Source organism: Rheinheimera pacifica (assembly GCF_024809855.1).
Taxonomy (GTDB): Bacteria; Pseudomonadota; Gammaproteobacteria; order Enterobacterales; family Alteromonadaceae; genus Alishewanella; species Alishewanella pacifica_A.
In genome coordinates this window covers 47,500-72,871 of sequence record NZ_JANUEM010000016.1, presented here as the reverse complement: position 1 = coordinate 72,871, position 25,372 = coordinate 47,500, and the positions used below count along the sequence as shown (strand labels likewise).

27 protein-coding genes, 2 tRNA genes and 1 other annotated feature are annotated in these 25,372 nt (G+C 46.9%); of the genes, 13 read left to right on the top strand and 16 right to left on the bottom strand.

Features of this window, described 5'->3' with window-relative positions:
* Positions 1 to 100 precede the first annotated feature (100 nt).
* A tRNA-Ser gene (locus tag M2404_RS17300) sits at positions 101 to 191 on the bottom strand.
* A gap of 163 nt (positions 192 to 354) precedes the next feature.
* On the opposite strand from M2404_RS17300, the gene M2404_RS17295 reads away from it, so the two are divergent.
* The 5 genes from M2404_RS17295 (at position 355) to M2404_RS17275 (ending at position 2,408) form a co-directional block, all read left to right on the top strand.
* On the top strand, positions 355 to 1,023 hold the full coding sequence (locus tag M2404_RS17295; protein ID WP_259241003.1) for a Bax inhibitor-1/YccA family protein: 669 nt from the start codon (positions 355 to 357) through the stop codon (positions 1,021 to 1,023).
* 77 nt (positions 1,024 to 1,100) lie between these two features.
* A complete protein-coding gene (gene tusD, locus M2404_RS17290) occupies positions 1,101 to 1,463 on the top strand; it encodes a sulfurtransferase complex subunit TusD (protein ID WP_259241002.1) in 363 nt (120 codons plus the stop codon).
* Complete coding sequence (gene tusC / locus M2404_RS17285; RefSeq protein ID WP_259241001.1) at positions 1,463 to 1,819, top strand: sulfurtransferase complex subunit TusC; 357 nt, start codon at positions 1,463 to 1,465, stop codon at positions 1,817 to 1,819. The genes tusD and tusC overlap by 1 nt, the downstream gene beginning before the upstream one ends.
* Positions 1,819 to 2,085 (top strand): DsrH/TusB family sulfur metabolism protein, encoded by a 267-nt coding sequence (locus M2404_RS17280; RefSeq protein WP_259241000.1) that lies wholly within the window; start codon positions 1,819 to 1,821, stop codon positions 2,083 to 2,085. The genes tusC and M2404_RS17280 overlap by 1 nt, the downstream gene beginning before the upstream one ends.
* Positions 2,073 to 2,408 (top strand): TusE/DsrC/DsvC family sulfur relay protein, encoded by a 336-nt coding sequence (locus M2404_RS17275; protein WP_259240999.1) that lies wholly within the window; start codon positions 2,073 to 2,075, stop codon positions 2,406 to 2,408. Before M2404_RS17280 ends, M2404_RS17275 begins: the two co-directional genes overlap by 13 nt.
* A gap of 3 nt (positions 2,409 to 2,411) precedes the next feature.
* On the opposite strand, the gene M2404_RS17270 is transcribed toward M2404_RS17275, so the two are convergent.
* From M2404_RS17270 to lrp, 7 genes are all read right to left on the bottom strand, one after another.
* Entirely contained in the window at positions 2,412 to 2,558 is a 147-nt protein-coding gene (locus tag M2404_RS17270; protein ID WP_259240998.1) for a hypothetical protein, read from the bottom strand.
* A gap of 64 nt (positions 2,559 to 2,622) precedes the next feature.
* Positions 2,623 to 3,912 (bottom strand): serine--tRNA ligase, encoded by a 1,290-nt coding sequence (gene serS / locus M2404_RS17265; RefSeq protein WP_259240997.1) that lies wholly within the window; start codon positions 3,910 to 3,912, stop codon positions 2,623 to 2,625.
* Positions 3,913 to 3,917: 5 nt separating this feature from the next.
* A complete protein-coding gene (crcB, locus tag M2404_RS17260) occupies positions 3,918 to 4,292 on the bottom strand; it encodes a fluoride efflux transporter CrcB (RefSeq protein ID WP_259240996.1) in 375 nt (124 codons plus the stop codon).
* Complete coding sequence (locus M2404_RS17255) at positions 4,292 to 5,632, bottom strand: replication-associated recombination protein A (protein ID WP_259240995.1); 1,341 nt, start codon at positions 5,630 to 5,632, stop codon at positions 4,292 to 4,294. The genes crcB and M2404_RS17255 overlap by 1 nt, the downstream gene beginning before the upstream one ends.
* A gap of 18 nt (positions 5,633 to 5,650) precedes the next feature.
* Complete coding sequence (gene lolA / locus M2404_RS17250; RefSeq protein WP_259240994.1) at positions 5,651 to 6,262, bottom strand: outer membrane lipoprotein periplasmic chaperone LolA; 612 nt, start codon at positions 6,260 to 6,262, stop codon at positions 5,651 to 5,653.
* Entirely contained in the window at positions 6,263 to 8,719 is a 2,457-nt protein-coding gene (locus tag M2404_RS17245; RefSeq protein WP_259240993.1) for a DNA translocase FtsK, read from the bottom strand.
* A 120-nt stretch (positions 8,720 to 8,839) separates the two neighbouring features.
* A complete protein-coding gene (lrp, locus tag M2404_RS17240; RefSeq protein ID WP_215397736.1) occupies positions 8,840 to 9,337 on the bottom strand; it encodes a leucine-responsive transcriptional regulator Lrp in 498 nt (165 codons plus the stop codon).
* 148 nt (positions 9,338 to 9,485) lie between these two features.
* Here lrp and ald point away from each other — a divergent pair, with 148 nt between their 5' ends.
* Together ald and cspE are read left to right on the top strand one after the other, a co-directional pair.
* Positions 9,486 to 10,604, top strand: coding sequence for an alanine dehydrogenase (gene ald / locus M2404_RS17235; RefSeq protein WP_259240992.1), 1,119 nt, complete (start codon positions 9,486 to 9,488; stop codon positions 10,602 to 10,604).
* Positions 10,605 to 10,912: 308 nt separating this feature from the next.
* Entirely contained in the window at positions 10,913 to 11,122 is a 210-nt protein-coding gene (cspE, locus tag M2404_RS17230) for a transcription antiterminator/RNA stability regulator CspE (RefSeq protein ID WP_027670166.1), read from the top strand.
* Between the two features lie 120 nt (positions 11,123 to 11,242).
* On the opposite strand, the gene M2404_RS17225 is transcribed toward cspE, so the two are convergent.
* Genes M2404_RS17225 through M2404_RS17215 form a run of 3 tightly spaced genes read right to left on the bottom strand, consistent with a single transcriptional unit; the run spans position 11,243 to position 13,474 of the window.
* Positions 11,243 to 11,488 carry a DUF2960 domain-containing protein gene (locus M2404_RS17225; protein ID WP_259240991.1) on the bottom strand — a complete coding sequence of 82 codons (246 nt, stop codon included), beginning with the start codon at positions 11,486 to 11,488 and terminating at the stop codon, positions 11,243 to 11,245.
* Positions 11,472 to 12,347: an EamA/DMT transporter family protein gene (locus tag M2404_RS17220; RefSeq protein WP_259240990.1), complete on the bottom strand. Its 876-nt coding sequence runs from the start codon at positions 12,345 to 12,347 to the stop codon at positions 11,472 to 11,474. Before M2404_RS17220 ends, M2404_RS17225 begins: the two co-directional genes overlap by 17 nt.
* Positions 12,344 to 13,474, bottom strand: a complete 1,131-nt coding sequence (locus tag M2404_RS17215; RefSeq protein ID WP_259240989.1) for a lysophospholipid acyltransferase family protein — start codon at positions 13,472 to 13,474, stop codon at positions 12,344 to 12,346. The genes M2404_RS17220 and M2404_RS17215 overlap by 4 nt, the downstream gene beginning before the upstream one ends.
* A 184-nt stretch (positions 13,475 to 13,658) precedes the next feature.
* On the opposite strand from M2404_RS17215, the gene M2404_RS17210 reads away from it, so the two are divergent.
* Complete coding sequence (locus M2404_RS17210; RefSeq protein WP_259240988.1) at positions 13,659 to 15,173, top strand: leucyl aminopeptidase; 1,515 nt, start codon at positions 13,659 to 13,661, stop codon at positions 15,171 to 15,173.
* A gap of 27 nt (positions 15,174 to 15,200) precedes the next feature.
* Here the strand turns inward: M2404_RS17210 and M2404_RS17205 are convergent, their stop codons facing one another.
* Together M2404_RS17205 and M2404_RS17200 are read right to left on the bottom strand one after the other, a co-directional pair.
* Positions 15,201 to 16,073 carry a DMT family transporter gene (locus M2404_RS17205; protein ID WP_259240987.1) on the bottom strand — a complete coding sequence of 291 codons (873 nt, stop codon included), beginning with the start codon at positions 16,071 to 16,073 and terminating at the stop codon, positions 15,201 to 15,203.
* A gap of 103 nt (positions 16,074 to 16,176) precedes the next feature.
* Positions 16,177 to 17,151, bottom strand: a complete 975-nt coding sequence (locus M2404_RS17200; RefSeq protein WP_259240986.1) for a DUF4382 domain-containing protein — start codon at positions 17,149 to 17,151, stop codon at positions 16,177 to 16,179.
* A gap of 156 nt (positions 17,152 to 17,307) precedes the next feature.
* Here M2404_RS17200 and M2404_RS17195 point away from each other — a divergent pair.
* Positions 17,308 to 17,384 (top strand) — tRNA-Pro (locus tag M2404_RS17195).
* A 92-nt stretch (positions 17,385 to 17,476) separates the two neighbouring features.
* On the opposite strand, the gene M2404_RS17190 is transcribed toward M2404_RS17195, so the two are convergent.
* Complete coding sequence (locus tag M2404_RS17190; protein WP_259240985.1) at positions 17,477 to 18,574, bottom strand: ImmA/IrrE family metallo-endopeptidase; 1,098 nt, start codon at positions 18,572 to 18,574, stop codon at positions 17,477 to 17,479.
* Between the two features lie 311 nt (positions 18,575 to 18,885).
* Between M2404_RS17190 and M2404_RS17185 the strand changes: the two genes are divergently transcribed.
* Positions 18,886 to 20,116 (top strand): IS3 family transposase gene (locus tag M2404_RS17185; RefSeq protein WP_405047794.1). Its coding sequence is split into 2 segments (ribosomal slippage): positions 18,886 to 19,187 and positions 19,186 to 20,116, totalling 1,233 coding nucleotides; the frame shifts between segments, so codons are not numbered across the junction.
* Positions 19,164 to 19,294 (top strand) — a sequence feature (AL1L pseudoknot). It overlaps the preceding gene by 131 nt.
* A 64-nt stretch (positions 20,117 to 20,180) precedes the next feature.
* Here the strand turns inward: M2404_RS17185 and M2404_RS17180 are convergent.
* Entirely contained in the window at positions 20,181 to 20,942 is a 762-nt protein-coding gene (locus M2404_RS17180; RefSeq protein ID WP_259240984.1) for a hypothetical protein, read from the bottom strand.
* Positions 20,943 to 21,150: 208 nt separating this feature from the next.
* Positions 21,151 to 21,861, bottom strand: coding sequence for an HNH endonuclease (locus tag M2404_RS17175; protein WP_259240983.1), 711 nt, complete (start codon positions 21,859 to 21,861; stop codon positions 21,151 to 21,153).
* Positions 21,862 to 22,421: 560 nt separating this feature from the next.
* Here M2404_RS17175 and M2404_RS17170 point away from each other — a divergent pair.
* From M2404_RS17170 to M2404_RS17160, 3 genes are read left to right on the top strand one after another with little or no spacing between them, the layout of a single operon-like run.
* Positions 22,422 to 23,609, top strand: coding sequence for a hypothetical protein (locus M2404_RS17170; RefSeq protein ID WP_259240982.1), 1,188 nt, complete (start codon positions 22,422 to 22,424; stop codon positions 23,607 to 23,609).
* Positions 23,609 to 24,457: a hypothetical protein gene (locus M2404_RS17165; protein WP_259240981.1), complete on the top strand. Its 849-nt coding sequence runs from the start codon at positions 23,609 to 23,611 to the stop codon at positions 24,455 to 24,457. Before M2404_RS17170 ends, M2404_RS17165 begins: the two co-directional genes overlap by 1 nt.
* Positions 24,458 to 24,459: 2 nt before the next feature.
* Positions 24,460 to 25,302: a hypothetical protein gene (locus M2404_RS17160; RefSeq protein WP_259240980.1), complete on the top strand. Its 843-nt coding sequence runs from the start codon at positions 24,460 to 24,462 to the stop codon at positions 25,300 to 25,302.
* Positions 25,303 to 25,372 lie beyond the last annotated feature (70 nt).

Genomic DNA, 25,372 nt, shown 5'->3' with positions numbered 1-25,372 from the left:
AACAAAGTCATTTATTGGACAATTAATCTAAAGAAAACACTGCGCTAAGCCTAACTTAATTGTACCCAAACAAAAAAACCACCGGTAAAGGTGGTTTTAGTGGCGGAGGGAGAGAGATTCGAACTCTCGGTGGGCTATTAACCCACGCCGGTTTTCAAGACCGGTGCATTAAACCGCTCTGCCATCCCTCCGGCGACGCGTATATTAATCAGTTAGAACAGCAAAAGAAAGCACTAAATGCAAAAAAATAACGCTATTATCAATTTGTCCGTTCAGGTACTGGTCTGGCGGGAACTAACTGGGTATGATGTCATCAAATGTGTTAATAAACCTTTGTATCAGGAGAACATAATTATGTCATACAGAGAAACTTCTACTCTCAGCACTGCCGGACGTAGTGTCGAGATTAATAAAGTACTGCGCAACACCTACTTTTTGCTGGCAATGACGTTAGCATTCAGTGCAGTAGCCGCTGGCGTGGCCATGGCACTGAACATGTCACCAATGATGTCGCTGGTATGTTTTGTTGCCGGCTTTATTATGCTGTTTGTGGTAAATAAAAAGGCAGACTCAGCCAGTGGTATTTTTTGGGTGTTTGCTTTTACCGCTGCAATGGGTGCATCGTTAGGGCCAATGCTTAATCATTATGCCGGTTTACCAAATGGTACTGCACTGATTATGCAGGCACTGGGTGGCACCGCGCTGATTTTCTTCAGCCTGTCAGCTTATGCTCTGACTACACGTAAAGACTTCTCTTTTATGGGTGGTTTTTTAATGGTTGGTCTTATTGTTGTGCTGGTAGCGGCACTGGCCAATATTTTCCTGGCCATTCCGGCGTTAAGCCTGACGATCAGCGCCGCTATTATCCTGATTATGTCAGCACTGATTCTGTTTGATACCAGCCGTATTATTAATGGCGGCGAAACCAACTATATCCGCGCTACAGTAAGCTTGTACCTGAATGTATTTAACATTTTCGTCCACCTGCTGCAGCTGCTGGGTGTTTTTGGTGGTGATGATTAAGCACAGCGCTTTGCCTTAACAAGGTTATTCGCTAAAATGCCCCGCCAGTCGGGGCTTTTTGTTTTTTAGGATCCGCTATGACACGCTTTGGATTACTGCTTACCAGTAATAGCTTTGCCAGCCAAAGCCTGGCCAGTGCGCTGTTATTTGCTAAAACAGCGGTCAATCATGGCTACTGTATCGACCATATTTTTTTATATCAGGATGCCGTCTGCAGTGCGGCACAGCATATCGATTTGCCCGCTGATGAACCGGACCTAAGCGCTGAACTGGCACAATTTTGTCAGCAACATAATATTGCTTTACTGTTTTGTGTCACTGCAGCAGAAAAGCGTGGAGTGGTAAGTGATAAACTCGATGCCAGAGAGGGTTATACCAGCGCTGGCCTGGCCGAATTTGCTATGCGCCAGAGCAATATTGATAAACTGGTGCAATTTTAATGCGTAATATTTTGCTATTACAACGCAGCAGCCCCTTTAATGACAGTAAAGGCCGTGAGGCACTGGATATGATACTGGCAATGGCTGCCGTTGAGCACAATATCAGTGTGCTATTCAGCGCTGACGCGGTTTATCAGTTACTGCCCACACAAGACCATACAGATTTTAAGCTTAAAGCTTATCCACGTAGTTTTAAGCTGTTTACCCTGTACGATATTGAGCAGGTATATGTTTGCCAGCAGTCACTTAAACAGCGCGGCATTAATGCCGCAGATTTAAGTATTGACGTTACCGTGCTCGACAGCAACGGCATTGCAGAATTATTCGCCCGCCAACATCAGGTTATCAGCAGCTAATGAAATTAATCAGTGTTATCAGCCCGTCGGTGAGCTTAAGTGAGCTGAGCCTTATATGCCAGGCTCAGGATATTATTTTACTGCGCCAGGATGCTGTGTATTTGTGTTTACGCAGCGACCTCAACTGGCCGGCTCAGCTTTACGCGCTGGATGTAGATATCCAGGTAAGGCAAATCACGCCGGTAACCAATGTAACCGTTATTAACGCCCGGCGTTGGTTAGAACTGAGTATTAACGCAGAGCAGAATCTGTTATGGCAGAATTAATCGTAAATGATACGCCACTGGCGCTGGATAAACATGGTTATCTGGCCGATATGCAACAGTGGAATAAGCAAGTGGCAGAGGAATTTGCCCGACTGGAAAGTATTGCCCTGACGGATGCGCATTGGGAAGTGGTACACTTTGTACGGCAGTTTTATCTGGAGTTTAGTACCTCTCCGGCAATCCGCATTCTGGTAAAAGCCATGGCACAACAGCTTGGCCCGGATAAAGGTAACAGTAAATACCTGTTTATGCTATTTCCCCAGGGCCCAGCCAAGCAGGCAACCCGCATAGCGGGCTTACCTAAACCGGCAAAGTGCCTTTAACCGTTAAACGGCGTCGCCGACAATACCCACTATAGCTTCCAGAGTAATAAGGACAAACACGGCAACAATACCGATAATAATAGCCCAGTAAATAGCCCGCATCAGGGCCGGATTACTGTGTTTTATACTTTTACGCGGTTTTGGCGCCATTTGCCTATCCTTTTAAAGCTCCGTCCGTTAGCTTGGGATGGAGCACAAGACAACCAGCAGCTTATCAGCCTAATTGCTGTAAACCACCCATATAAGGCCGCAGCGCTTCAGGCACAACAACAGAGCCATCTGCCTGCTGGTAGTTTTCCAGAATAGCAACAAGAGTACGGCCTACAGCCAGAGCAGAGCCATTTAACGTATGAATAAGTTCTGGTTTTTTCATCTCAGTGCTGCGATAGCGTGCCTGCATACGCCGGGCCTGGAAATCACCCATATTGCTGCAGGATGAAATTTCGCGGTAAGTATTTTGTGCCGGTAGCCATACTTCCAGATCATAGGTTTTGCTTGCACCAAAACCCATATCACCGGTACATAACAGCATTACGCGGTATGGCAAACCTAGCAGCTGCAACACTTTCTCAGCGTGGCCGGTTAACTCTTCCAGCGCCTGCATTGAGTGCTCAGGCTGCACCAGTTGCACCAGCTCTACTTTGTCAAACTGATGCTGGCGGATTAAACCACGGGTGTCACGGCCGTATGAACCGGCTTCACTTCTGAAGCATGGCGTATGGGCAGTATATTTAACCGGTAATTCGCTGGCATCAAAAATAGTGTCACGGGCTAAATTCGTCACCGGCACCTCGGCCGTTGGAATAAGCGCCATACCCTGCCCCTCTTCGGTGGCAGGTTGGGTGTGAAATAAATCGCCACCAAATTTGGGTAACTGACCGGTGCCGTATAAGCTGGCATGATTAACCAGATAAGGTACATAAAGCTCAGTGTAACCATGCTCGTTGGTGTGTAAATCCAGCATAAACTGGGTTAACGCACGATGCAGCCGGGCAACCTGGCCGCGCATTACCACAAACCGTGAGCCCGCTACTTTTACTGCACTTTCAAAGTCCAGCCCTTTATCCAGCGCTTCACCCAGTGCCACATGATCCTGAATAGTAAACTCAAACTCACGTGGCTGGCCGAAACGACGTACTTCTACGTTTTGAGTTTCGTCTTTCCCGGCTGGTACTGAAGCGTCCGGTAAGTTGGGGATCGTCAGGGCGATTTGCTCTACTTCAGAGAGCACGGCATCCAGTTGCTGTTTGGCTGCATCAAGCTGAGATCCCAGGCCGTCAACTTCCGCCAGCAGTGGCGTAATATCTTCACCACGGCTTTTCGCCTGACCAATCGCTTTAGATTTGGTATTACGCAGGTTTTGCAGCTCCTGCGTGTCTACCTGTAAAGTGCGACGCTGTTCTTCGAGCGCAGTTAAACGCGCCACATCCAGTACAAAGCCACGCTGGGCCAGACGGTTGGCCGTTTCAGTTAATTCGGTACGTAAAAATTTCGCATCTAGCATAGTAATTACTTCATTGAACCCAGTTTAAGCCCTAACCAGGCAAGCGTTAAACACAACAACACATTTAATAATACGTTGGCGATTGCTTTTAGCCAGTCGCCTTGCTGTATCAGCAAAACAGTATCCAGCGAAAAGGTTGAAAACGTGGTAAAAGCACCAATAAGGCCAATAGCTATCAGTGCCCGCCAGGGTGATACCGCCAGTACACCACTACTGAACAGTGCAAATAACCACCCCAGCACAAAAGAGCCAAGAATATTAACCAGCAAAGTGCCAAAAGGGAATGACTTACCTAAAACATTCACCATCAGTTCGTTAATGCCAAAGCGTAAACATGCCCCGACGGCACCACCGACAGCGACCGCCAGATAGGTCAGCATTACTTATCTCTCTTACATGAGCTGTCAGCATCAAGCTGCTTTAAGTAACGCAGTTTTTCTGCCAGTTGTTTTTCCATGCCACGCTCTGCCGGTTGATAGAAGCGCTGCCCGGCAAGCTCGGCCGGCAAATAACGCTCGCCGGCGGCATAGGCGCCGGCTTCATCATGGGCATAACGATAACCTTCACCAAAACCCAGTTGTTTCATTAACTTTGTTGGCGCGTTACGCAAATGCAGTGGCACCTCAAAAGCAGGCTGTTCTGCCACCAGTTGTTTCAGTTGATTAAAGGCGCTGTACACGGCGTTACTTTTTGGCGCCAATGCCAGATACACCGCGGCTTGCGCTATAGCCCGCTCACCTTCGGCAGGACCCACCCGTTCAAAGGTATCCCAGGCATTTAATGCCAGTGTCAGTGCACGTGGGTCCGCATTGCCAATATCTTCACTGGCAATGGCCAGCAACCGCCTGGCAACATACAGCGGATCGCCACCGCCTGCCAGAATACGGCAATACCAATACAAGGCGGCATCCGGATCCGAGCCGCGCACTGATTTATGAAAGGCGGAGATCAGGTCATAAAACAGATCACCCTGATTATCAAAGCCCGGTAACTGCTTTGGCACCAGATTTTTCAGCGTGTCAAAGCTTATCATTTTGCCGTTGCTATCAGCCTCAGTAAGCTCTGCGGCCTGTTCCAGCAGGTTGAGTAATTTACGTGCGTCGCCGTCTGCCAGTTGCAGCAGCAACTGCTCAGCATCAGCAGCCAGATGCACAGCTTCAAGCCCCAAACCACGCTCTTTATCTGTCAAAGCCTGTGCTAGTACCTGCTGTAAATCGGTATCGCTTAGCGGTTTAAGCACACACACCCGGGCACGGGATAAAATAGCGTTATTCAGCGCAAAAGAAGGGTTTTCAGTGGTGGCGCCAATAAAAATAATGGTGCCATCTTCTATAAAAGGTAAAAAGGCATCTTGCTGGCTTTTATTAAAACGGTGTACCTCGTCAACAAACAGCAAGCTACGTTGCTGATATTGCTGCTGGCGTTGCTGTGCCTGCGCAATTGCCTCGCGAATTTCTTTAATACCACAGGTTACTGCCGACAATTTACTAATAGCCGCATCAGCGTGGCGGGCTATAACTTCTGCCAAAGTGGTTTTACCGGTACCCGGTGGCCCCCATAAAATAAGCGAAAACACCCGCCCGGCTTCAATGGCTTTTTTAAGCGCGGTGCCTTCACCAATTAAATGTTGTTGCCCGGCATATTCGGCCAATGTCTGTGGCCGCATTCTGGCGGCCAGAGGTCGAAAATCATCAGCAAAATCAAGTGGTAATGAGTTCACAAAATTATCTTTAGGTTGCTATCGCTGACGCTGATCGTCAATATCAGTATGCTCTGGCGGGGTAAACCGGAATAAAGCTTTATCCAGCTCAATATTCAGCTGCATTAAAGTGAAGTTAAATTCGCTGGTTTGCTGATTCATGTCCAATACCTGCATGTTAGATAATGCCGCGCCGGAAAAACTCAGGGTTAATTGTTTTACCGGGCTATCAGCGTCTTTTGAGCGGATAACAAACTGCTCGCCTTGTTGCTCCACGTTATACTGCGCCCAAAGCTCAGGTTTGGTAGATGTGAGTAACACAAACGGCGTGCGGTTTACCTCACTAGCAGCGTCATAAATGGTTAACTGCTCCAGCGCTTCATTATAAAACCACAGGCTTTGGCCATCGCCAATAAACAGATTTGGCTCGGGCTCAGTGGTTTCAAAGCGGAACAGTGCTGGCTGCCTGATCATCAGCTCGCCTTTGCCCTGTTGCAGCAACTGCTTTTGTGCATCAAACACTTGCTGCTCAAAACTGGCAGAAAAACTTTTAATACTGGCCAGTTTACGTTGTAGCGTCTGCTCGGCATTTTGCGCCACAGCAGAAACAGAACTACACAACACAATAACCGCTAGCAAACTACGTAGCATTTAATATCCTTTGGGTGGCGGTGGTGCCATCACTTCACGATTACCATTGTGGCCGGGGCCACTGACAATGCCGCTATGCTCCATTTGTTCAACCAAACGGGCGGCACGGTTATATCCTATACGAAACTTGCGCTGCACACCGGACACCGAAGCACGACGGCTTTCGGTAACAAAGGCTACAGCCTGATCATACAGCGGATCGGCTTCGCCATCCTCACCTTCCAGGGTTTCGCCTGGCAGCAGATTCTCTTCAGTGGTTTCTCCACTTAAAATTTCAGCAATATAGTTTGGCTTACCGCGTTTTTTCCAGTCGGCAACCACAGCATGCACTTCGTGATCATCGACAAAGGCACCATGCACCCGGTTTGGTACACCGGAGCCTGGCGGCAAATACAACATATCACCCTGCCCCAATAAGCTTTCTGCGCCTTGCTGATCCAAAATAGTGCGGGAGTCAATTTTTGATGACACCTGAAAGGCTATCCGGGTAGGAATATTAGCTTTAATTAAACCGGTGATAACGTCTACCGACGGCCGTTGGGTTGCCAGGATCAGATGGATACCTGCCGCACGGGCTTTTTGCGCAATACGGGCAATCAGCTCTTCTACTTTTTTACCGACAATCATCATCATGTCAGCAAATTCGTCGATAACCACCACAATAGACGGTAATTTCTCTAATAATGGTGCTTCAGTGCGCATATTATCTGACGGGCGCCACAGCGGATCTTTTAACGGCGCCCCCTCTGCAATGGCTTCTTTTACTTTGGCGTTATAGCCTTTAAGGTTACGCACTCCCAGCGCCGACATTAATTTGTAGCGCCGCTCCATCTCGCCGACACACCAGCGTAAGCCATTAGCGGCATCTTTCATATCGGTAACAACTTCAGTTAGCAGGTGCGGAATACCTTCGTAAATAGATAATTCCAGCATTTTCGGGTCGATCATTAAAAAGCGCACATCATCCGGCGTCGATTTATATAATAAACTACAAATCATCACGTTTACGCCAACCGATTTACCCGAACCGGTTGTACCAGCCACCAGCAAATGCGGCATTTTCGCCAGATCAGCCACTACCGACTTACCGGCAATATCTTTACCCAAGACCATTGTCAGCGGAGATTTAGAGCTTTCAAATATCTCATCACCAATCACTTCAGATAACCGCACAATTTCACGGTGCTGGTTTGGCAGCTCTAAACCAATATAAGATTTCCCCGGAATAACCTCTACTACCCGCACACTGATGGCAGATAACGAACGCGCCAAATCTTTGGCCAGGCCGGTAATTTTACTGACTTTAACACCGGGTGCTAAATCAAGCTCAAAACGGGTTACCACAGGGCCTGGGTGTACGCCGACTACTTTAGCGTCAACGTTAAAATCAAGCAGCTTCGCCTCTACCAAACGCGACACCCGCTCTAAATCAGCCGGGTCAATCGGGTTTGCGGCTTTGTCCGGCCGGTCCAGTAATGCCAGTGACGGCAGCTCTTCCATCAGGTGAGAGACTTCTTCACTGTCATCTTCTTCATCTGCAATTTCAGTCAGGATGGTTTCAATTTCAGAGTCTGGCGGTAAATCCAGTTGTTGCAGGGTATCGCTCCAGCGTGCAGCGTCCGGCTCATCAATCGCACTGAACGACAATTCCTCATCAGCCAGCGTATCCACACTGTAAAACGCCTTGGCTTCGGTTTTGGCATTTAACGGCGTGATCGGCAACGTATCTGCCACCGGCTTACTCAGCTGTGGTGTCTTGCGCGGCTTTTCGGCTATAACCACGGGTTCGTCGTCAAACTCGTCCTGCTCTGGTTCTGCGGCAAAAGGGTCATAGTCGTCTTTACTGCGCTCACGCAGGCGCTGTGGTACAGAGATCGCAAACTGCACAGCGCTATAACAGGCTGCGCCCAGCGCATCGGCTACCGTTAGCCAGGATATCCCGGTCATCAGGGTTAAGCCGGTAGCAAAACCGCACAACAACAGCAAAACAGTACCGATAAAATTAAAGTACGGCAGCAAGGCGCCACTAACTACATCACCGATAACGCCACCGGAAGAAAAATAAAAAATATCATTAAAATTCATACTGCTTATTGCCGTTGCTGTGAGCAGTGTTAATACCAGGCCAATCAGGCGCAGGCCCAGGATCAGATAATCCAGGCTCATTACGTCGTGAAAACGCTTAAACAACAAATAACCGGCAAGTGCCACCAAAAACGGGATCAGATAAGCAATCCAGCCAAAACTGAATAACAATAAATCAGCCAGCCAGGCACCTATTGGCCCGGCGTAGTTATGAATGCTGGTTTGGTAACCGGTTTGCGACCAGCTGGGGTCAGCCGGATCAAAAGACAACAGTGCCAGTAACAGAAATAAGGCAAAGCCGGAAAACACAATTAATCCGACTTCCAGCAAGCGCTGTACACCGTTTAGCGGAAAATAAGCTCGGTTTTGCAAATGAAAGGCCCTACCTTTTTTATCATCGTTTTTGTTCAAGCGCACCAGAGTGTAGTACTGCAGGCTAAGATACCAGAGACACTGTAAAAGTGCATCCGTGAAGCACGGCTGAACTGCTAATTAGCTGCTTATGGCACTTATCGCAACAAAAGTGCTTTGCTTCACCTCTTCCATCACTACATAAGTGCGGCTTTCACGCACACTGGGTAATCTGAGCAGGGTTTCTCCCAACAGTTCCCGGTAGGCAGCCATATTTGCCACCCTGGTTTTCAGTAAAAAGTCGAAGCTGCCGGATACCAGGTGGCATTCCTGAATTTCTTCCAGTTTTTGCACCGCTTTGCTGAATTCGTCAAAATCTTCCGGCGAGGTTTTACTTAAGGTAATTTCGACAAACACTAATAAGGCTGCGCCAACTTTATGCGGATCAATTTGTGCGCTGTAGCCTAAAATCACGCCCTCAGCTTCCAGCTTACGTACCCGCTCCAGGCAAGGTGTCGGGCTTAGCCCTACCCTGCGCGCCAGTTCTACATTGGCTAAACGGCCATCACGCTGCAATTCGAGCAGTATTTTGCGATCTATCCTGTCTAACTTCTTGATACTTTTACTTAAAGAGTACATGGCAGCTAAAAAATTTGCTTTTTAAATTTAAACAGAATTTTGCACTACTGCGGCGCCATAAAACAAGCATTAATTCTACAAAATTAGCAGTATACTGCGCACAAATTTTACCTTAGCCAACATTTACCTCAGAAAAGGGCATAACATTATGATAATTGGCGTACCAAAAGAAATTAAAAACCATGAATACCGCGTAGGCATGACACCGGCCAGCGTGCGTGAGCTGGTAAATAACAAGCACAGCGTACTGGTTGAAACAAACGCCGGTATGGGCATTGGCTTTACCGACGACGATTACGTCGCCGCCGGTGCGACTGTACTGGGCACTGCTGCAGAAATTTTTGCCAAAGCAGAAATGATTGTTAAGGTAAAAGAGCCTCAGGCAGTTGAGCGCGCTATGCTGCGTGAAGGCCAAATTCTGTTTACTTACCTGCACCTGGCACCGGATTTACCGCAAACACAGGATCTGATCAAATCTAAAGCTATTTGTATTGCTTATGAAACTGTTACGGATAACCGTGGCGGTTTACCGCTGTTAGCGCCAATGTCTGAAGTGGCCGGCCGGATGTCAATTCAGGCCGGTGCCCGTGCCCTGGAAAAATCATGCGGCGGCCGCGGTATGTTATTAGGTGGTGTACCAGGTGTTGCTCCGGCTAAAGTTGTCGTAATTGGTGGCGGTATGGTGGGTACTAACGCTGCACAAATGGCTGTAGGCTTAGGTGCTGACGTTACCGTACTGGATCGTAGTGTTGATGTACTGCGCCGTATTAATGCCCAGTTTAACGGTGCCGTAAAAGCTATATACTCTACTGCTGACGCGCTGGAACAGGAAGTGCTTGCAGCAGACTTAGTTATCGGTGGTGTGCTGGTGCCTGGCGCTGCAGCACCTAAACTCGTTACCAAAGATCATATCAAGCGGATGAAGCCTGGCTCAGCTATTGTTGATGTTGCTATCGATCAGGGCGGTTGTGTAGAAACCTCTAAGCCAACTACCCACGCGGAACCAACCTATATCGTAGACGATGTTGTGCACTACTGTGTAGCTAACATGCCTGGCGCTGTGCCACGCACCTCTACCTTTGCACTGAACAACGCTACCCTACCGTTTATTATCCGTTTAGCTAATAAAGGCTATAAGCAGGCGCTGCTGGATGACCAACACTTAATGAATGGTTTAAATGTAATGCACGGCCATGTAACGAACCAAAGTGTTGCAGAAGCGTTAGGCTTTAGCTTTGTTGAGCCTAAAGTTGCGTTAAATGCTTAATGCTCAATAAATAAACAACTGAGATAAAGGCTGCTTTTGCGGCCTTTTTTATTTTTAAGGCTTTTTTATTGCCAGACAACGGTTTATTTGCATTTTGCTATATACATTCATATCAGACCTGCTATAGTGATTGCCGGCCTGTAAAGCAGACCTATGTAACAAAATGTTTATGAAAACTTCGCTACACAGCTTCATTGTAAGTCATGTCCTGAAGATTCACGCACGTTTGGCCGCATAAGTAAGGTAACAGTCAGGCTAAAAGCGCAATTAAGCGTCAATTAGTTTTATTAAATTTTTAGGAGTCATTCATGGCTAAAGTAACTGGTGTAGTAAAGTGGTTCAACGCTGATAAAGGTTTCGGTTTCATTACTCAGGATAACGGCGGCGCTGACGCATTCGTTCACTTCCGTGCAATCCAGACTGAAGGTTACAAAACCTTAAACGAAGGCCAACGCGTAGCTTTCGAAATCGAACAAGGCCAAAAAGGCCCACAAGCTGCTAACGTTACAGTTCTGTAATTTTAAGCACTTGCTAAAAAAAGGACACCGCGGTGTCCTTTTTTATTGCCTGTAATTTAATATAAAGAAATAAGCGCCCGGATACCGGGCTCTGTTTACACAGGCGGTAAGGCCAATACCCTACTGCTCTTCTCTGACAAAAGCGATATCAGCAAACCCCATACGGGCAAACTCTTGCTGCCGGTAGTTTTTCACTGCTGCCCCGCGCTTGGCTGCCATGGCAACCTGCTGCTCCATCGCCAGAAAGCGGGTTAAATCTATGCCCTCAGCAGCTGCTACGGCTTCATACATATCGTGGTGCTTGTCATAGCTGAAGTTGATCACTTTACGCTGCTTATTAAAGGTATAGCTAATTTGTCTGGCCATTTACCACTCCGGGTTTTACTGCACTGTGCACAGGCTTACACAACATACAGGATAGTATTAATAACACCGAACCTGCTGCCAGAGTCAGTAAATTTTCATTACGGTTCCACAGCAATATATTCACCAGCAAACCGGCCGGGATCAGCATATTGTTCATTACTGCCAGCATGCCGCTGCTTACCAGGGTAGCGCCTTTATTCCACCAATAGTAGCCACCACCAGATGCTACCAAACCCAGCCACAACAACACTGCCCAATGTATGTTGTGCTGCGGATACTGCGCCGAACCTAATAACAACCAGGCCGGTAACACAACAACAAGCGCTCCCAGATAAAACCAGCCAAACAGCTGATGCTGCGCCAACTTAACCGGCTGCCTGGCCAGCAGTACTTTATACCCTACCTGGCCGATGGCAAAACACAGATTGGCCCCCTGCACTACAGCAAAACCAAGCCAGTATTCCTCCGTTAAGCCTTTATAACGCATTAGCGCCGCGGCAATAACAGCCAGTAAGGCCGCCAGTAAAAAGCGATATTGAAACCGGCGCTGCAGCGCGTCATAAAGTAAGGTGATATATACCGGCGTAAAAATGGTAAAAATTAATACTTCCGGCACCGTTAGTAATAGAAATGACTGATAATAAAATAAATACATCAGCCCAAGCTGCACCGCGCCCAAGGCTGACAATTTACAGGCAAGTTGCCAGGGTAGCGGGCGCATAAACGGCAAAAACACCAGCAGAGCCAGCGCAACACGTAGCAAAACAGCAAAGTAAGCATCAACCTGCCCAGCCAGATAGACACCAATCAGGCTAAAAGAAAATGCCCATAGCAGAGTTACCCCAACAAGGTAGCTCAAGCACAGTTTTCCGTTTGCTGTTGCAATTGCTGCTTAACCAGCGGTGCGGCATAAAGTGCACTTAGCATAGGGGCTGCCGCTGCTGGTAAGGCTTGTAAACGCTGCTGCCATAGTTCAATAACCGCATGATCCACCGAGGCGTGCTGCTGGCCTGCTGCCAGGTAATTTACCGGAAATAAGCGGTACTGCTGCCAGATTTGCTGGTCAATTAACGCAGCAAGTTGCTCCGGCTCTGCCGGCACAGTAGTTAGGGGTTTGCCAAAAGCAACATGCACCCGGCCTTTATAACCAACAATGCCTTTGATAATACTGTCGATATCTTCAAACTCGCCTTTTTGGTATGAGCCCTCTGTGCGCTTTTGCCACAACTCTTTTATTTTATTGATATCACAAGGGTCGTATTCGTATGACAGGCACACCGGCACTATGTTTAAACCGGCCATGTAAGTGGCAAAATCTTCGCCGCGTTTTTTGCCTTCCATATAAAACATTTTCAGAATAGCCGGATCGGTTTCATCATTACCGTCTTTGGCGCGGCCTTCTTTTTGCGCAATCCATACCGAATGCTGCTGTTGCAGCGAATGCTTAATATAGGCCGATAACTGCGAGAAGTTTTTCAGCATCTCGCGCGGGCCTTTGGCGCCACGCTTTACAATAAAACTTTTATTCAGCTTCATCAGCTCGGTAGCGCAGGCTTTGCGCAGCAGGTTATCGCCAATGGCAATACGTACTGTATTAAAGCCATTATGATGCAGGCACCAATTTACCAATGCCGGATCCATAGCAATATCACGGTGATTAGACACAAACAGATAGGCCTGGCTGGCTGTCAGGTTTTCTAAACCCGATACGGTGATTTTATTGGTGGTGCTGTCTATCATGCGGTCCATAAAACTGGCAACCTGCTTTTGCACCGCATGCACGCTGTTTAATTTTGCCCAGCGCCGCTTTAAGGCAAATTTAACCATAGGCGACAACAACCAGCCGAACGGGCCGGATAAATGCGGAAAACGGTAATGCAAAATAGCCTGAATAAACTCGTCATCAGCAATTAAACGGGCTATTGCCGGAGCAACTTCATCATCATTGTACGGCCGGATATCGGCATATAAATCTTGGTCTGACACTGGGATCACTACGTATGAGGCTCAAAGAGCGAACTATTTTACTGAGTTAATCAAAATTCACCAGTAGCGAAAGCCAATTGTTTTTCAACACGGCGGGCATAACCCCCCGTTGCCTTATCGCATAAGTCTTGCAACCAGCAATTTTATACAGACAATACAAAAAACAACATAAGGACCGCACCAGATGCACAAAATAATGATAACAGCGTTAATGCTGCTAAGTTTTACCACCTATGCTACCGCCTTTGATATCCGCTTTAACGAGCAGGCCAATACCGACGCCGATACATTAATCCTGCTTGCTGCCAGCAATGCCCCCCTGCAACAGGAATCGCTAAAACAGCTGGCTGACAGCGAAAATTTCAGCGGCAAAACCGGCCAGAGCCTGCAGTGGCTTACACCGGCAGCGCCCTATAGCAACTATAAGCGTGTAGTGCTTTTAGGTGTTGGTAACGCAGCAGAGCATACAGCAAATACTGCGGCTACCGTAGGGGCTGATCTTGCCCGCTTGCTGGCTAAATCTGCGGCAAAAAATATTGTTATTGATGCCAGCCAGATTAACAGCAGCCTGGCTGATACCGAACTGGCAGCACAACTGGCTTTCGGTGCAACGCTGAGTGCTTATACCTTTACGCGCTACAAAGCCAAACCTGCTGATGCCAAAACTGATACTAAAGGCCAGCAACTAAACTTTGTTGTTGCCAATCCCAACGAAGCTCAACGCCGTCATACCCAGTTAAACGCTATTGCCAATGGTGTCACTCTGGCACGGGACCTTACCAACGAGCCGGCTATGGGGCTGTCGCCAGCCAATTTTGCTGACAAAACCAGTGAGCTGAAAAAACTGGGCGTAAAAGTTACTGTTTTTGATGAAAACGCGCTGCAAAAAAACAATATGGGCGCCATTTTAGCTGTTGGCCGCGGCAGTGCCCGCCCGCCACGGTTGGTTATTGCCCATTGGCAAGGCAGCCAGCAGGCTCCTCTGGCTATTATCGGTAAAGGCATTACCTTTGACACCGGCGGTTATAACCTGAAAATCCAGGCAGATTCTATTATCCGTATGACCAGCGATATGGCCGGTGCAGCCGCCGCTCTTGGTACTATCGCCGCTTTAGCTGAGCAAAAAGCAGCGGTAAATGTAGTGGCTGTAATGGCACTGGCAGAAAATATGATTTCTGACCGCGCCTACCTGCCGGGAGATGTGGTTAATACAGCGGCCGGTATCAGTGTTGAAATAATTAACACCGATGCTGAAGGCCGTATGGTAATGGCTGATGCGCTCTGGTACGCCGAAAAACACTACAAGCCACGCGCTATAGTAGATATAGCCACCCTGACAGGCGCTAAAGTAACCGCACTGGGCGCTTACTATGCCGGCGTATTTAGTAAGAACGATAACCTGGTGACGCAACTACAACAGGCTGGTGAGCAGGTAAACGAGAAGCTATGGCGCCTGCCGCTTAGCGACGACATGTTGCCAGAGCTAAAAAGCCGTATTGCCGATCTGCGCAACGGTGGCCGCAGTGCCGGAGCCTCAACCGCAGCGCTGTTTTTGCAGCAGTTTGTTGGTAACACACCCTTTGCGCATATTGATATTGCCGGTAATGCTCTGGCTAACAGCAATAGCGGAATAACCCCTGAAGGTGCAACCGGTTATGGCGTACAACTGCTAACGCAATGGGCACTAACCCAGCCTTAATAAAAGCCACTGCCTGAGGCGCCAGCCTCAGGCCCACATTACCGCAATAGCGGCCACTACTATCAGCGCCAGCCCCCAGTGGTCAGCTTTTTGCAGTTTTTCTTTAAATACAAAAGCCGAAATCAGTAACATAAACAGCACTTCAACCTGCCCCAGTGTTTTTACCAGCGCCACCGACTCCAGGCTCATGGCGGTAAACCAGCCAACGGAGCCAATGCAGCTGCACAGGCTGATCAGTAAGGTAAGTTTAGGCCGCTGCCATAAAGCCGTTAATGTCGGCCTGTCTTTCAACGTTAACCACAGCAGCAATAACAGCGTTTGCAGCATAATAACCAGCAATAATACCCAGGCTGCACCGTATGGAAACGGTAAACCCATAACTAAACTGGCCTGCCGCACCCATAAGGATGTCAGTGCAAAGGCTAAACCGCTGCCAAGGCCCAGCAACAGCACCGACACGGATAACTGGCGCAAACTGGCACCACTGAGTAAAAATACCGCGAAGCCTCCTAAAGCAACACCAAACCAGCCGAGTAAGGTTAACGACTCACTAAAAAACACTACGCCCAGCACCGCCGCCAACACGGCTTCACTTTTTGCCAGGCCGGCACCTATAGCGTAGTTTCGTAACTTAAACAGCTTTACCATTAGTGCCGTAGCCAGTATTTGTGCCAGAGAGGCGGCAATAATAAAACCGGCAAAATGGCCGCTAAACACCGGCATAGCTGCTGGTTGCCACTGGTATAACACATACAAATAAAGCGCCGCTAAAGGCGATGCCCAGATAAACCGCGCCAGCGTAACACCGGCTACGCTAACATCTTTGCTAAGTTGTTTTTGAAACGCATTGCGCCAGGCCTGCATAAATGCAGCCAGCAAGGTAAAAGGGATCCACAGCACAGCGACACACCCGAAGACGTAAAGACGGCTATATTAACAAAAAAGCGTAAAACGTGATAGCTGGCCGCAGCAATAGCGGCCATTCATTACGCTGATAAGCTGCTTAGTCGATAAAGTCTATTTCAACCGGTGTTGCTGTAGGGCTTACCACCACATTTTTTGCCTGTAAAAAGGCGATATCGTCGGCCGCTTCCGGGTTGTCGTCTACGTCACAACTTAGCGCTACGGTATAGTTATCAGCCTGAATAAAGCCAATACTGTAGTGGTACTCGCTTACACCATCAAAATATACGTTGGTGCTGGCATAAGGCTGATAGGTATTATCGCCGCCATTATCAGCTAACTCATCCAGTGGCCGATCAGCCCCCTGGTACAAATACACCGCCGCTACCGGCACAGAGGCATCAGCCGGGGCTACTGTGCAGTTATTATTGATCAGCAACCCTTCTGCTACCTGGCCGGTTAAATGGCCAACCTCAGTGTTGTTAACCAAGCGCAAGCCGGTTGGTTTAAGGAAATAACCATTTTGCCCTGGCGGGTTAATCAGCGCCTTACGTAAATCAAACTCCAGTGTGTAATTAGCATTGCCGCCTTCAACCAGTGTTAAACTGCCCAGCTTTAATTCATTTGACGGCACCTGTAATGGCTCCCGCATGCCATCTTCCAACTCGACATAACTGCCGGAGGCAATTTCCAGCCGTAGCTGGCCATAATTGCCGGCTTCAATATCAGCATCGGTTAAAAGCGCTTCAGACTTAGCGCCATCAAGCAGCAGTAAATCTACCCCGCGCGTATTAGGAATAATTGTCCCCTGCGCATCACGGCATTCATCATTCGCCTCTGCTGCCGCGTCGTCATCCCCCACGGTAAAACTCTGATTGCCCACGCCATTACCGGTTAACTCAATTTCACTAAAACACAACATAACGACTTTAGCGCCATTTACCGGTGCATCGCTTACTGCCAAACTAAAGCGGGTCATCTGTGGTTGTATATCATCGTCGTCTGAGTCGCTGTCGCACGCAGCCAGTAACGTCAACGACGCCAGCACTGCACTTGTCAGTATTGTCTGTTTCATTAATTTGCCCTCCGTTAGTGCAACCTAACTAATAGCAGTAAAGACTGAATGGTTACTTAATTGCTCAGCAGGCTATTGTTAAACTGGCGAAAATTGCTGCAGTCAGGCGATACAGCATTGCATTCTGGCGGGGAATCATTATGATACGCGCTACGTCGGTACGTAGCGCAGCTTGGTAGCGCACTTCGCTGGGGGTGAAGGGGTCGGAGGTTCGAATCCTCTCGTACCGACCATTAAATTCCCCAAAACAAAGCCCCGCAAAAGCGGGGCTTTGTTGTTTCTGTAGCCAACATCTAAAGCCGGTTTATCGGCCTTAAGCGCAAATTTAGTATTCTGGTATCAAGTCCAACTCTTCCAGCCGAATAGCCATTGCTCCTATGGAAACCTTAAACTGCTCAGCAAGCGAGAATACTGCTTCACCGTTTATACGATCCAAACCTGCCAAAGCTCTCGCTAACCCCCGTTTGGTCGAGAGCTCCTTTTCGATGCGCTTATCATTACTACTATTAAGCAGATATTGCAGGTTATCCCGTAACAACACGTCCTCTGAGAACCGTGCCTTAAAGCGGCTGGTTACTAATTTGGCAGGCATTAAAAAATATACTGCAAACTTGTCTGCTTCAAGCTCAATATGGTCGCGGGGTACAGCGCCACTGCCATCCAATGGTCTGTCACGATGTAAACCAGACTGCTGATGCATAATGGCATGCCCTACCTCATGGGCAGCTGTAAAATTCATAATTTCAGGTGGCATTAACAGAGAGAGTTCTGCTGTTCGATTATCTTTGTCTATAATTCCAGCGACATCAATATCACCTTCAATCACACCCAATGAGCTTCTTTTAAATACCTTATAGCCCAACAGTTCAAACGCCTTTTCAGGGTTCAGCAACTCTGCCGGATCATCAGGTACACCATCCGGCCACAGTGCTTCTTTCTGATACCATATGGCATGAGCGAGTTTTCGTGCTGCCTCTTCGATATGCTTGTAACTAATTTTGCCTTTGCTATCCGTAACAAGCTGATTAAATTGCAGCAGCGGTAAAGGTAAGTTCTGTTTGTTATTACCGCCAACGGATAAAAACTCATCTTCTTCCTGGTTTGCCGCTACTGCGTAGCGGTTCAGGTTACCTTTGTAGCCTTCGTGCAGTTCTTTGCTTTCATACGTTGTAGCAGGAATACCCGGATAAGCATTTAAAGATGGTGGCACTTTAATTTCATCATCAATCTGATTGGCTAACACTTCATACGGGTGCCGAGGACCTCCATTAGCCGCAGCAATATCAGCTTGAGCTTTATTTATGTTAGTGGCAGCAAATTGGCTGGGCATATCGGCGCTAAATTCCCCTTCATCATCGAGATGTGCAAAAGGATTTTGTAGCCGTTGACGATCTTTGATTATCAAATTTAGAGGTGCTGTCATGCAATAAACCTTTTTGTATAAAAAGCAATCAATTAACGATAGCTCATTTACAAAGTAAGTGTTAATGGGAACTGCATTTAGCCCAGGCTAACGTTTAAATGTACTCAACAACTTGGCAGCAGAAGGAAGGCCGATGTTCCACGAAGTACGCACTTATCCATTCACCTGCTCACCGACATCGGCAAAGACCAGCAGGCATAGGCAACGCACACCGATGCCAAGTCAACGAAGATATACCAGAAAAGGCATGTGTAGTGGGTTTGAATCATACCGGGTTTGTCGGAGGCTAATTTTCTTGAGAGAATTAGTCCATGAACAAAAGAACAACTTATTCCGCAGAAGTACGCGAACGCGCAGTTCGTATGGTTTTAACCTCAGAGCATGATCACCCATCGAGATGGGCGGCGCTGGTGTCTATTTCATCAAAAATTGGTTGTACACCTGAGACGTTAAGGGCTTGGGTTAATCGAATCGAGGTGGACTCAGGCAAAAGGCCAGGTATTACTACCGATGCCGCAGCCAAGATCAAACAACTTGAGCGAGAAAACAAAGAGCTTAAGCAGGCCAACGAGATCCTGAAGAAAGCTGCGGCGTTTTTTGCCCAAGCGGAGCCGACGGGCAGGCCGTCCTGCGCAAACCGAAGAAATAATCCAGTTCATTGATTCGCACCGAGCGTTGCATGGTGTCGAGCCGATTTGCCGTGTGCTGCAAATCGCGCCATCAACGTATTTTCGGTGCAAGTCACTTGCAGCCCGGCCACAGCTGCGCTGTCAGCGTTATCATCAGGATGAGGCGTTAAAGCCAGAGATTCTGCGTGTATGGCAGGACAATCGGCAATGCTATGGTATCAGGAAGGTCTGGAAGCAACTGAGGCGTGAGGACTTTACGGTGGCTCGCTGTACCGTTGCCAGACTGATGAGCATTCTTGGGATACAGGGTGTGCGACGAGGGCGTCGTTGTGTCACGACGCTCCCTGATGAGAGTGCTGCAACACCACTGGATCTGGTGAACCGGGAGTTTACTGTAAGTCGGCCAAACCAGCTTTGGGTGGCGGATATTACCTATGTAGCCACTTGGTCAGGCTTCGTTTACGTCGCCTTCGTCACCGATGTGTTCTCCCGTAAAGTTGTAGGCTGGAGGGTAATGAAGTCGATGCAGACGCCGTTAATTCTGGATGCACTGGAGCAGGCTTTATGGGCCAGGGGCAAGCCGAAAGGCGTCATTCATCACAGCGACAGAGGAAGCCAGTATGTCTCGATACGATACTCAGAGCGATTATCAGAAGTAGGCTTTACCGCGTCTGTCGGCAGTGTTGGGGACTCGTATGACAATGCATTAGCAGAGACAATTAACGGCCTGTACAAAGCCGAGGTCATTTATAAAGACGGCCCTTGGCGAGGGTTGGAGCAGGTTGAGCTTGCAACGCTGGATTGGGTAGACTGGTTTAACAATAGCAGATTACTGAGCTCGATTGGCGATATCCCGCCAGCTGAATATGAGGAAAACTATTATCGACAATTAAAGCAAGATACGGCAGCATGACTCAAACAAATCCGCCTCCGAATTTACCGGTACGATTCAGTTGAAGTTCCAGCCGCGGTACTGGCTATAAAAATATCATATTAAACAGTATAAAATAACAGAGGCCTAAGTTTAGTAGAACGGGTACTAAAAAATCCAAAACAGTTAGATCCATCATCAGCTGTTTAGGAAACGCACAAAAGCTGCCAAGTGTCATAATGGCTTTGAGCCGCAAACTTTTAGGTGAAGCCCAAACAGTTCGCACAATAGAAGTTTGGCCTTCTTCAAACCTCTGAACGACCACTCCCCACTCAGTTGCGTGCCTTAGATAATTTATATTGATATTTTCTTTGTTTACATGCTCGATTTCTAACTTATGTATCACCCCACCCCTTGGCCCTACCGATGTTTCAAACTTCTCAGATGGACTATTGTCAGTACTATTGCAGTAACCACTGATAGTAAACGAAAAATCATCATCTTTATTCTCTATAGGACCAATGAAAAAAGACGCATCCTTGTTTAGTACATACTGTCTGATAAAACCAAATCCAGCCGAAGTTCTGAAAAAGTAACGGAGGCAGCTTGTTTTAACATATAGGTATTCTTTTTTGTTATGAAGATAAAATCGGAGAACAGAAAAAACTGATGAAACCAAGTATATCATTACAATTTTATCGGGATGGCTGACCACAATCTTACCAAACCAACTTATATCTATGTCTAAATCTGTCACCTTCAATCCAAGATATATTGGAATAAATCCGGTCGCAAATAACATGATCATGGCTATAGATGATGCTCGTTTGTTACTACCATTAGCGTCGACAAAAAACTGGTAAAGCATGCGTCATCCCTCGCCATAATATATGGCGATAGCATAACGCTAACACATTGATTTGCAAATCTTGAATTTGTATTTCAAATCTGTACTTTTCCTAGCTGTACACACCGTTAATAAGTCAACGAAAATATACCCGGAAGGCCATGTGCAGAGGATGGAAGTACTTGCGGCGAAGCTGGCTATATGATGAGTAAATGGTTTGAGTTGAGTGCTATCTATAAAATTCGTAAGAGCATTGGTCAAGCTTAATTAAATTTGCTTTTGTTCGTCTGACAATTCTCAATATCAATACGAATCTGTCATGGAAGACAAACATTACCTGACCGTTGCGCATCCACATGATTGCTTCACCAGGTGCAAACACTCGGGTATATGAATTCTGCTCTAAATCACGATACGCATTTGTACCCCACTGTTGTCGATATCTATGTTCAAGCTCTTTTGCAACATGGCTGTTGAATACCTCAAATAATACAATGTGCATACTCTTAGACATTGGTATGCCATTCTTCAGGAAATAGGCGCCCTGCCCGAGATAAGTGCAGTACTTAGCCATTTCCAAACCACTAACCGGTATTTTTAGTGCTATAGAGCCGTCAGGCATTTTTTTTCCTGACCGGATCATATCTAAGAACCTTTCTTGACTACCCCTGTAATCAACAGCTTTGATAAATGCATTAACCGCCAAGTCAACGCATTCAGACTGGCTTTTAGCAACAGTTCCCAAAATAAAGTCCAAGTTTGATTTATCTGAGTTGCAGCCTTTACATGCCCAAAATTCAAAATCTCCATTCGTCCTGGTTTTTTGCAAAAGAGTATTTGGCACTAAATGTTCGCGTGAACGACTTAAGGGATGATCTGGGATCCTATTCATGATCTGGCGGCAATACGGACATACTGTATTTGTATGTTTAAGCTTCATGACCTGATAGATTCCTTACCCCAATATACAGTAGTAGCATAACGCTAACTTGTTGATTTGCATAGTTTGCATTTTGACGACAAAGTGGTAATTTTGTAGGACAAAAGCACAAACTGCCAACTCAACCAATTGTTTTTAAATTATAAAATTTCTTTACAGTAGCTTCTCATCGGGTGTCAGAGATCGGAGATTCAAATCTTATCGTAACGACCATTAAATTCCTCAAAACGAAGCCACGCTTTTGCAGAGCTTCGTGTTTCTGTACTTACACATAACGGTTTAGAGTTTAAAACCATTAAGCGATTTTTTCATATCACAGGGCACTTTCCGTAGTTGCTGGCTGACGACTGAAAGCTCGGTCGATTTTGCTTTGTGCCATAGATTGCAGGGCGTTGGCAGAGTCTTGCTAAATATCCTGAATACGTTTGTTGATATCCTGAGATGCCTCAGTTTGTCGAACTTAAGCAAGTGCATTTTAAATGAAATTAATTTGTGAATATTGAGTTACAAAAAGAAGTTATGTATGCTGCGCAAGTTAAATAGATACAGGGAGGTTAGAAATGAGCTGGATACATACTGGAAAAACACAGGCTTTTAATTACACCGGTTTGGATAAAAACCTGGCGCAGGAGCACGGTATTCGGTTACCCGCTCAATATTTTGTCAACAAGTGGCAGCTGACTCATCAGGCACTGTTGATGCTGGCCAGCCTGAACGATTATGACCAGCAGCAGGTCATGAAAGAGATTGAATACGTTACCCGCTACCCCAGCACAACCTACTCTACCAAGCACAGTTTAAACCCGTTCCGGCGTATCTACCGCACCCGATATCCGTTTCGTAGTTACCATTATTTAATTGAATACCGCACGGCGGCCAATGGCCAGGTTGTGATTGATGAAATATTTTTCGACAAAACATTAACCGGAGAAAATGTAAACTCCGCAGCTGAACGCACTATGCTCTATCATGTGGGTAGAGATGCCGATCAACACTATGATAGCGCTAAAAATCATGATGAAATTAGAGGATTAGTTTTATCTGCTCCAAAGTTCGCGCCAACAAATCAAGTTCGCACTGAACATGCAGCAGTAAATGGCATGCAAAATAACCTTAATAAAGCAGCGTGGCTAATGGGCGTACATGCCCAGGCGGCTTATAGCTCGGATACGATATCTGCCTATACGTTGTTTCATAACCCCACTGATGGCGGTATGTTAGACCTGACAGAGTGCTTATTTGATAAACTTAGCCGCACTAAATCCCATAATGCGCAACATTTAGCTGCAGTATTGGCGCAAGCACAGCAGCAAGGCAAAGCGGTAAAATGGGTTGCTCATAGTCAGGGCGCAATTATTTTTAATGCTGCACTGGTGCACTACCGGGCGCATTATGGTGGCCGTTTAGGTTTGCAACAGTTGGCAGTGCATGGCAGCGGAGCAAATGTGGAACGTCTGATAAATATCGCCACAGGCCTTGGAATGAAAATTACTGACGTAAGAAATAACCCATTTGATTTGGTGCCCAACTTGGCTGGAGGCAACAATTTATCGCCCAGCAGTTTATGTCGCAGCTTAAAATTCTGCGGTCTGGTATTTGGACCAAACTCAGGCCCAGGTGTAAGCCCACATACGTTGCCTTATCTCGGCATCGAAACTTACAGGCAGCAATTATGGATGATGGGTAACCATAAAAAAGCAGCGCAGGTACAACGATATATTCAGATACATGCAGGTAAGGTTCGCTAATGGGTTTAGTTAAAAATGTGTGGCAGGGTTTTGCCGGTGGGCCGGATTTAAATCGCCAACAAATACACCGGTTTTTACTGGAAGATATTCAGGTGCAAGTACGCATGCCGCATTCTAATATCGAAACCATTGCATCACCACGTCTTGTTAATTTTCCTTATAAAAGGCCTGGCTGGTTTGAAAGTAATATGGAACAACAAAGACAGCATTTTTACGTGCACCTCAATACAGAATGCTGGTTTTATCTCGCCCCAGTTTTACGCTTTGACGATGGTGAATTAGGCCACCTATTTTGCTCACTTTGGTTAAAACGAGTACCCGATGGGATTAATGCATTAGATCGGCAGCAGCTAGTCCAGTGCGTGATAGAAGAGCACAACGAACATTACAATGCAGCAGTACAACCAGAAACGCCGTACAATCATGGTAAGGGGATAAATACTGAAATCAGACAGGATACGCGCGCCGAAGCGGAGTTAGCTGCTTCGAGAGGCTCTCCCTACAGGTTAGATAATCTGGAAAAATATACGGCAATAGCCATTAACAGCCACGGCTATTCGCCATTAGCACCTGCCAACATCATTTCACTTCACGGGCAGGACTGGGTATTTTATCAGGATAAGCGGCGTCCAGACTTACCTAATGGCGCAGATTTTTACTGTCTGCCACTGGATAATAGCTACTACTTTGCTATCAGTTTCCAATATACCGTGTGTCAATCTGGTAATACGCGCTGGCTTAAACACGCCAAAGCGACCCAACAAATGGTATTGGATAGCTTAAAAGTGAGCCCGGTTGATATTACTGCTGATAACTTACTGGTTCATACGAGCAAAAAGGCAGAGTAAAGTTGCTAAAAAACTGGTGGCAGGGGTTCGCTGGCGGGCCTGATTTCAACCAGCAGCAAAAGCTTAGCTTTTTGCTGGAAGAGTATTCTGTTCAGCTTACGCTGCCCTACTCCAATATTACCTCTGACGAGCAACCAAAGCAGGTTAATTACCCGTTTCGCTCAGTAGGCTGGTTTGAACAACACCAGCAACAGAAAGATCAACACAAGTATGTCCAGATACATACTGAGGGTTGGTGCTACTTAGCGCCTCTGCTGCGTTTTGATGGCAGTGAGTACGGTTGGTTGTGGTTAAATGTCTGGTTAAAGAAAGTACCAGAAGGTGTTGATGCACTTGACCGCCAGGTACTTGCTAAACATGTAATTGATGAACATGTAATTGATGAACATGTAATTGATGAACATGACCAGCACTACAATTCATCTGTAATTGGCACTGATGGTGAATACGGCCTTGGCCGCAATACCGAAATTGAGGCAGAACTGAAAGAATATGCAGAACTTCGTGCATCCCGAGGTTCGCCATTCACTGAAGAGCGCTACCGCGAAGAACTGCAAGGCCGGATCAATAATTATGGCTACCCACCGCTGCAAGCAGCGAAACTCATTACCCTGCAAGGCCTTGAATGGGTGTTTTATCAGGAAAAATACGATAGACACCCAACCCGGACAGACTTTTACTGCCTGCCACTTAGCAGCAAGTTTTACCTGACAATTGCTTTTAAACACCGGGTTGACAATGCCAGTGAGAAATCCTGGCAGAAAGATGCTGAAAACGCTCAGAAAAAAATGCTGGCCAATGTGAACATCACAACTGCAACGAAAGACACAAACCTGCTCACTTAAGTCTGTAAATAACTAATTTGAATCTGTGGCAGATAACATCCCGTGACAGTGCTCTATCACGGGATGTTAT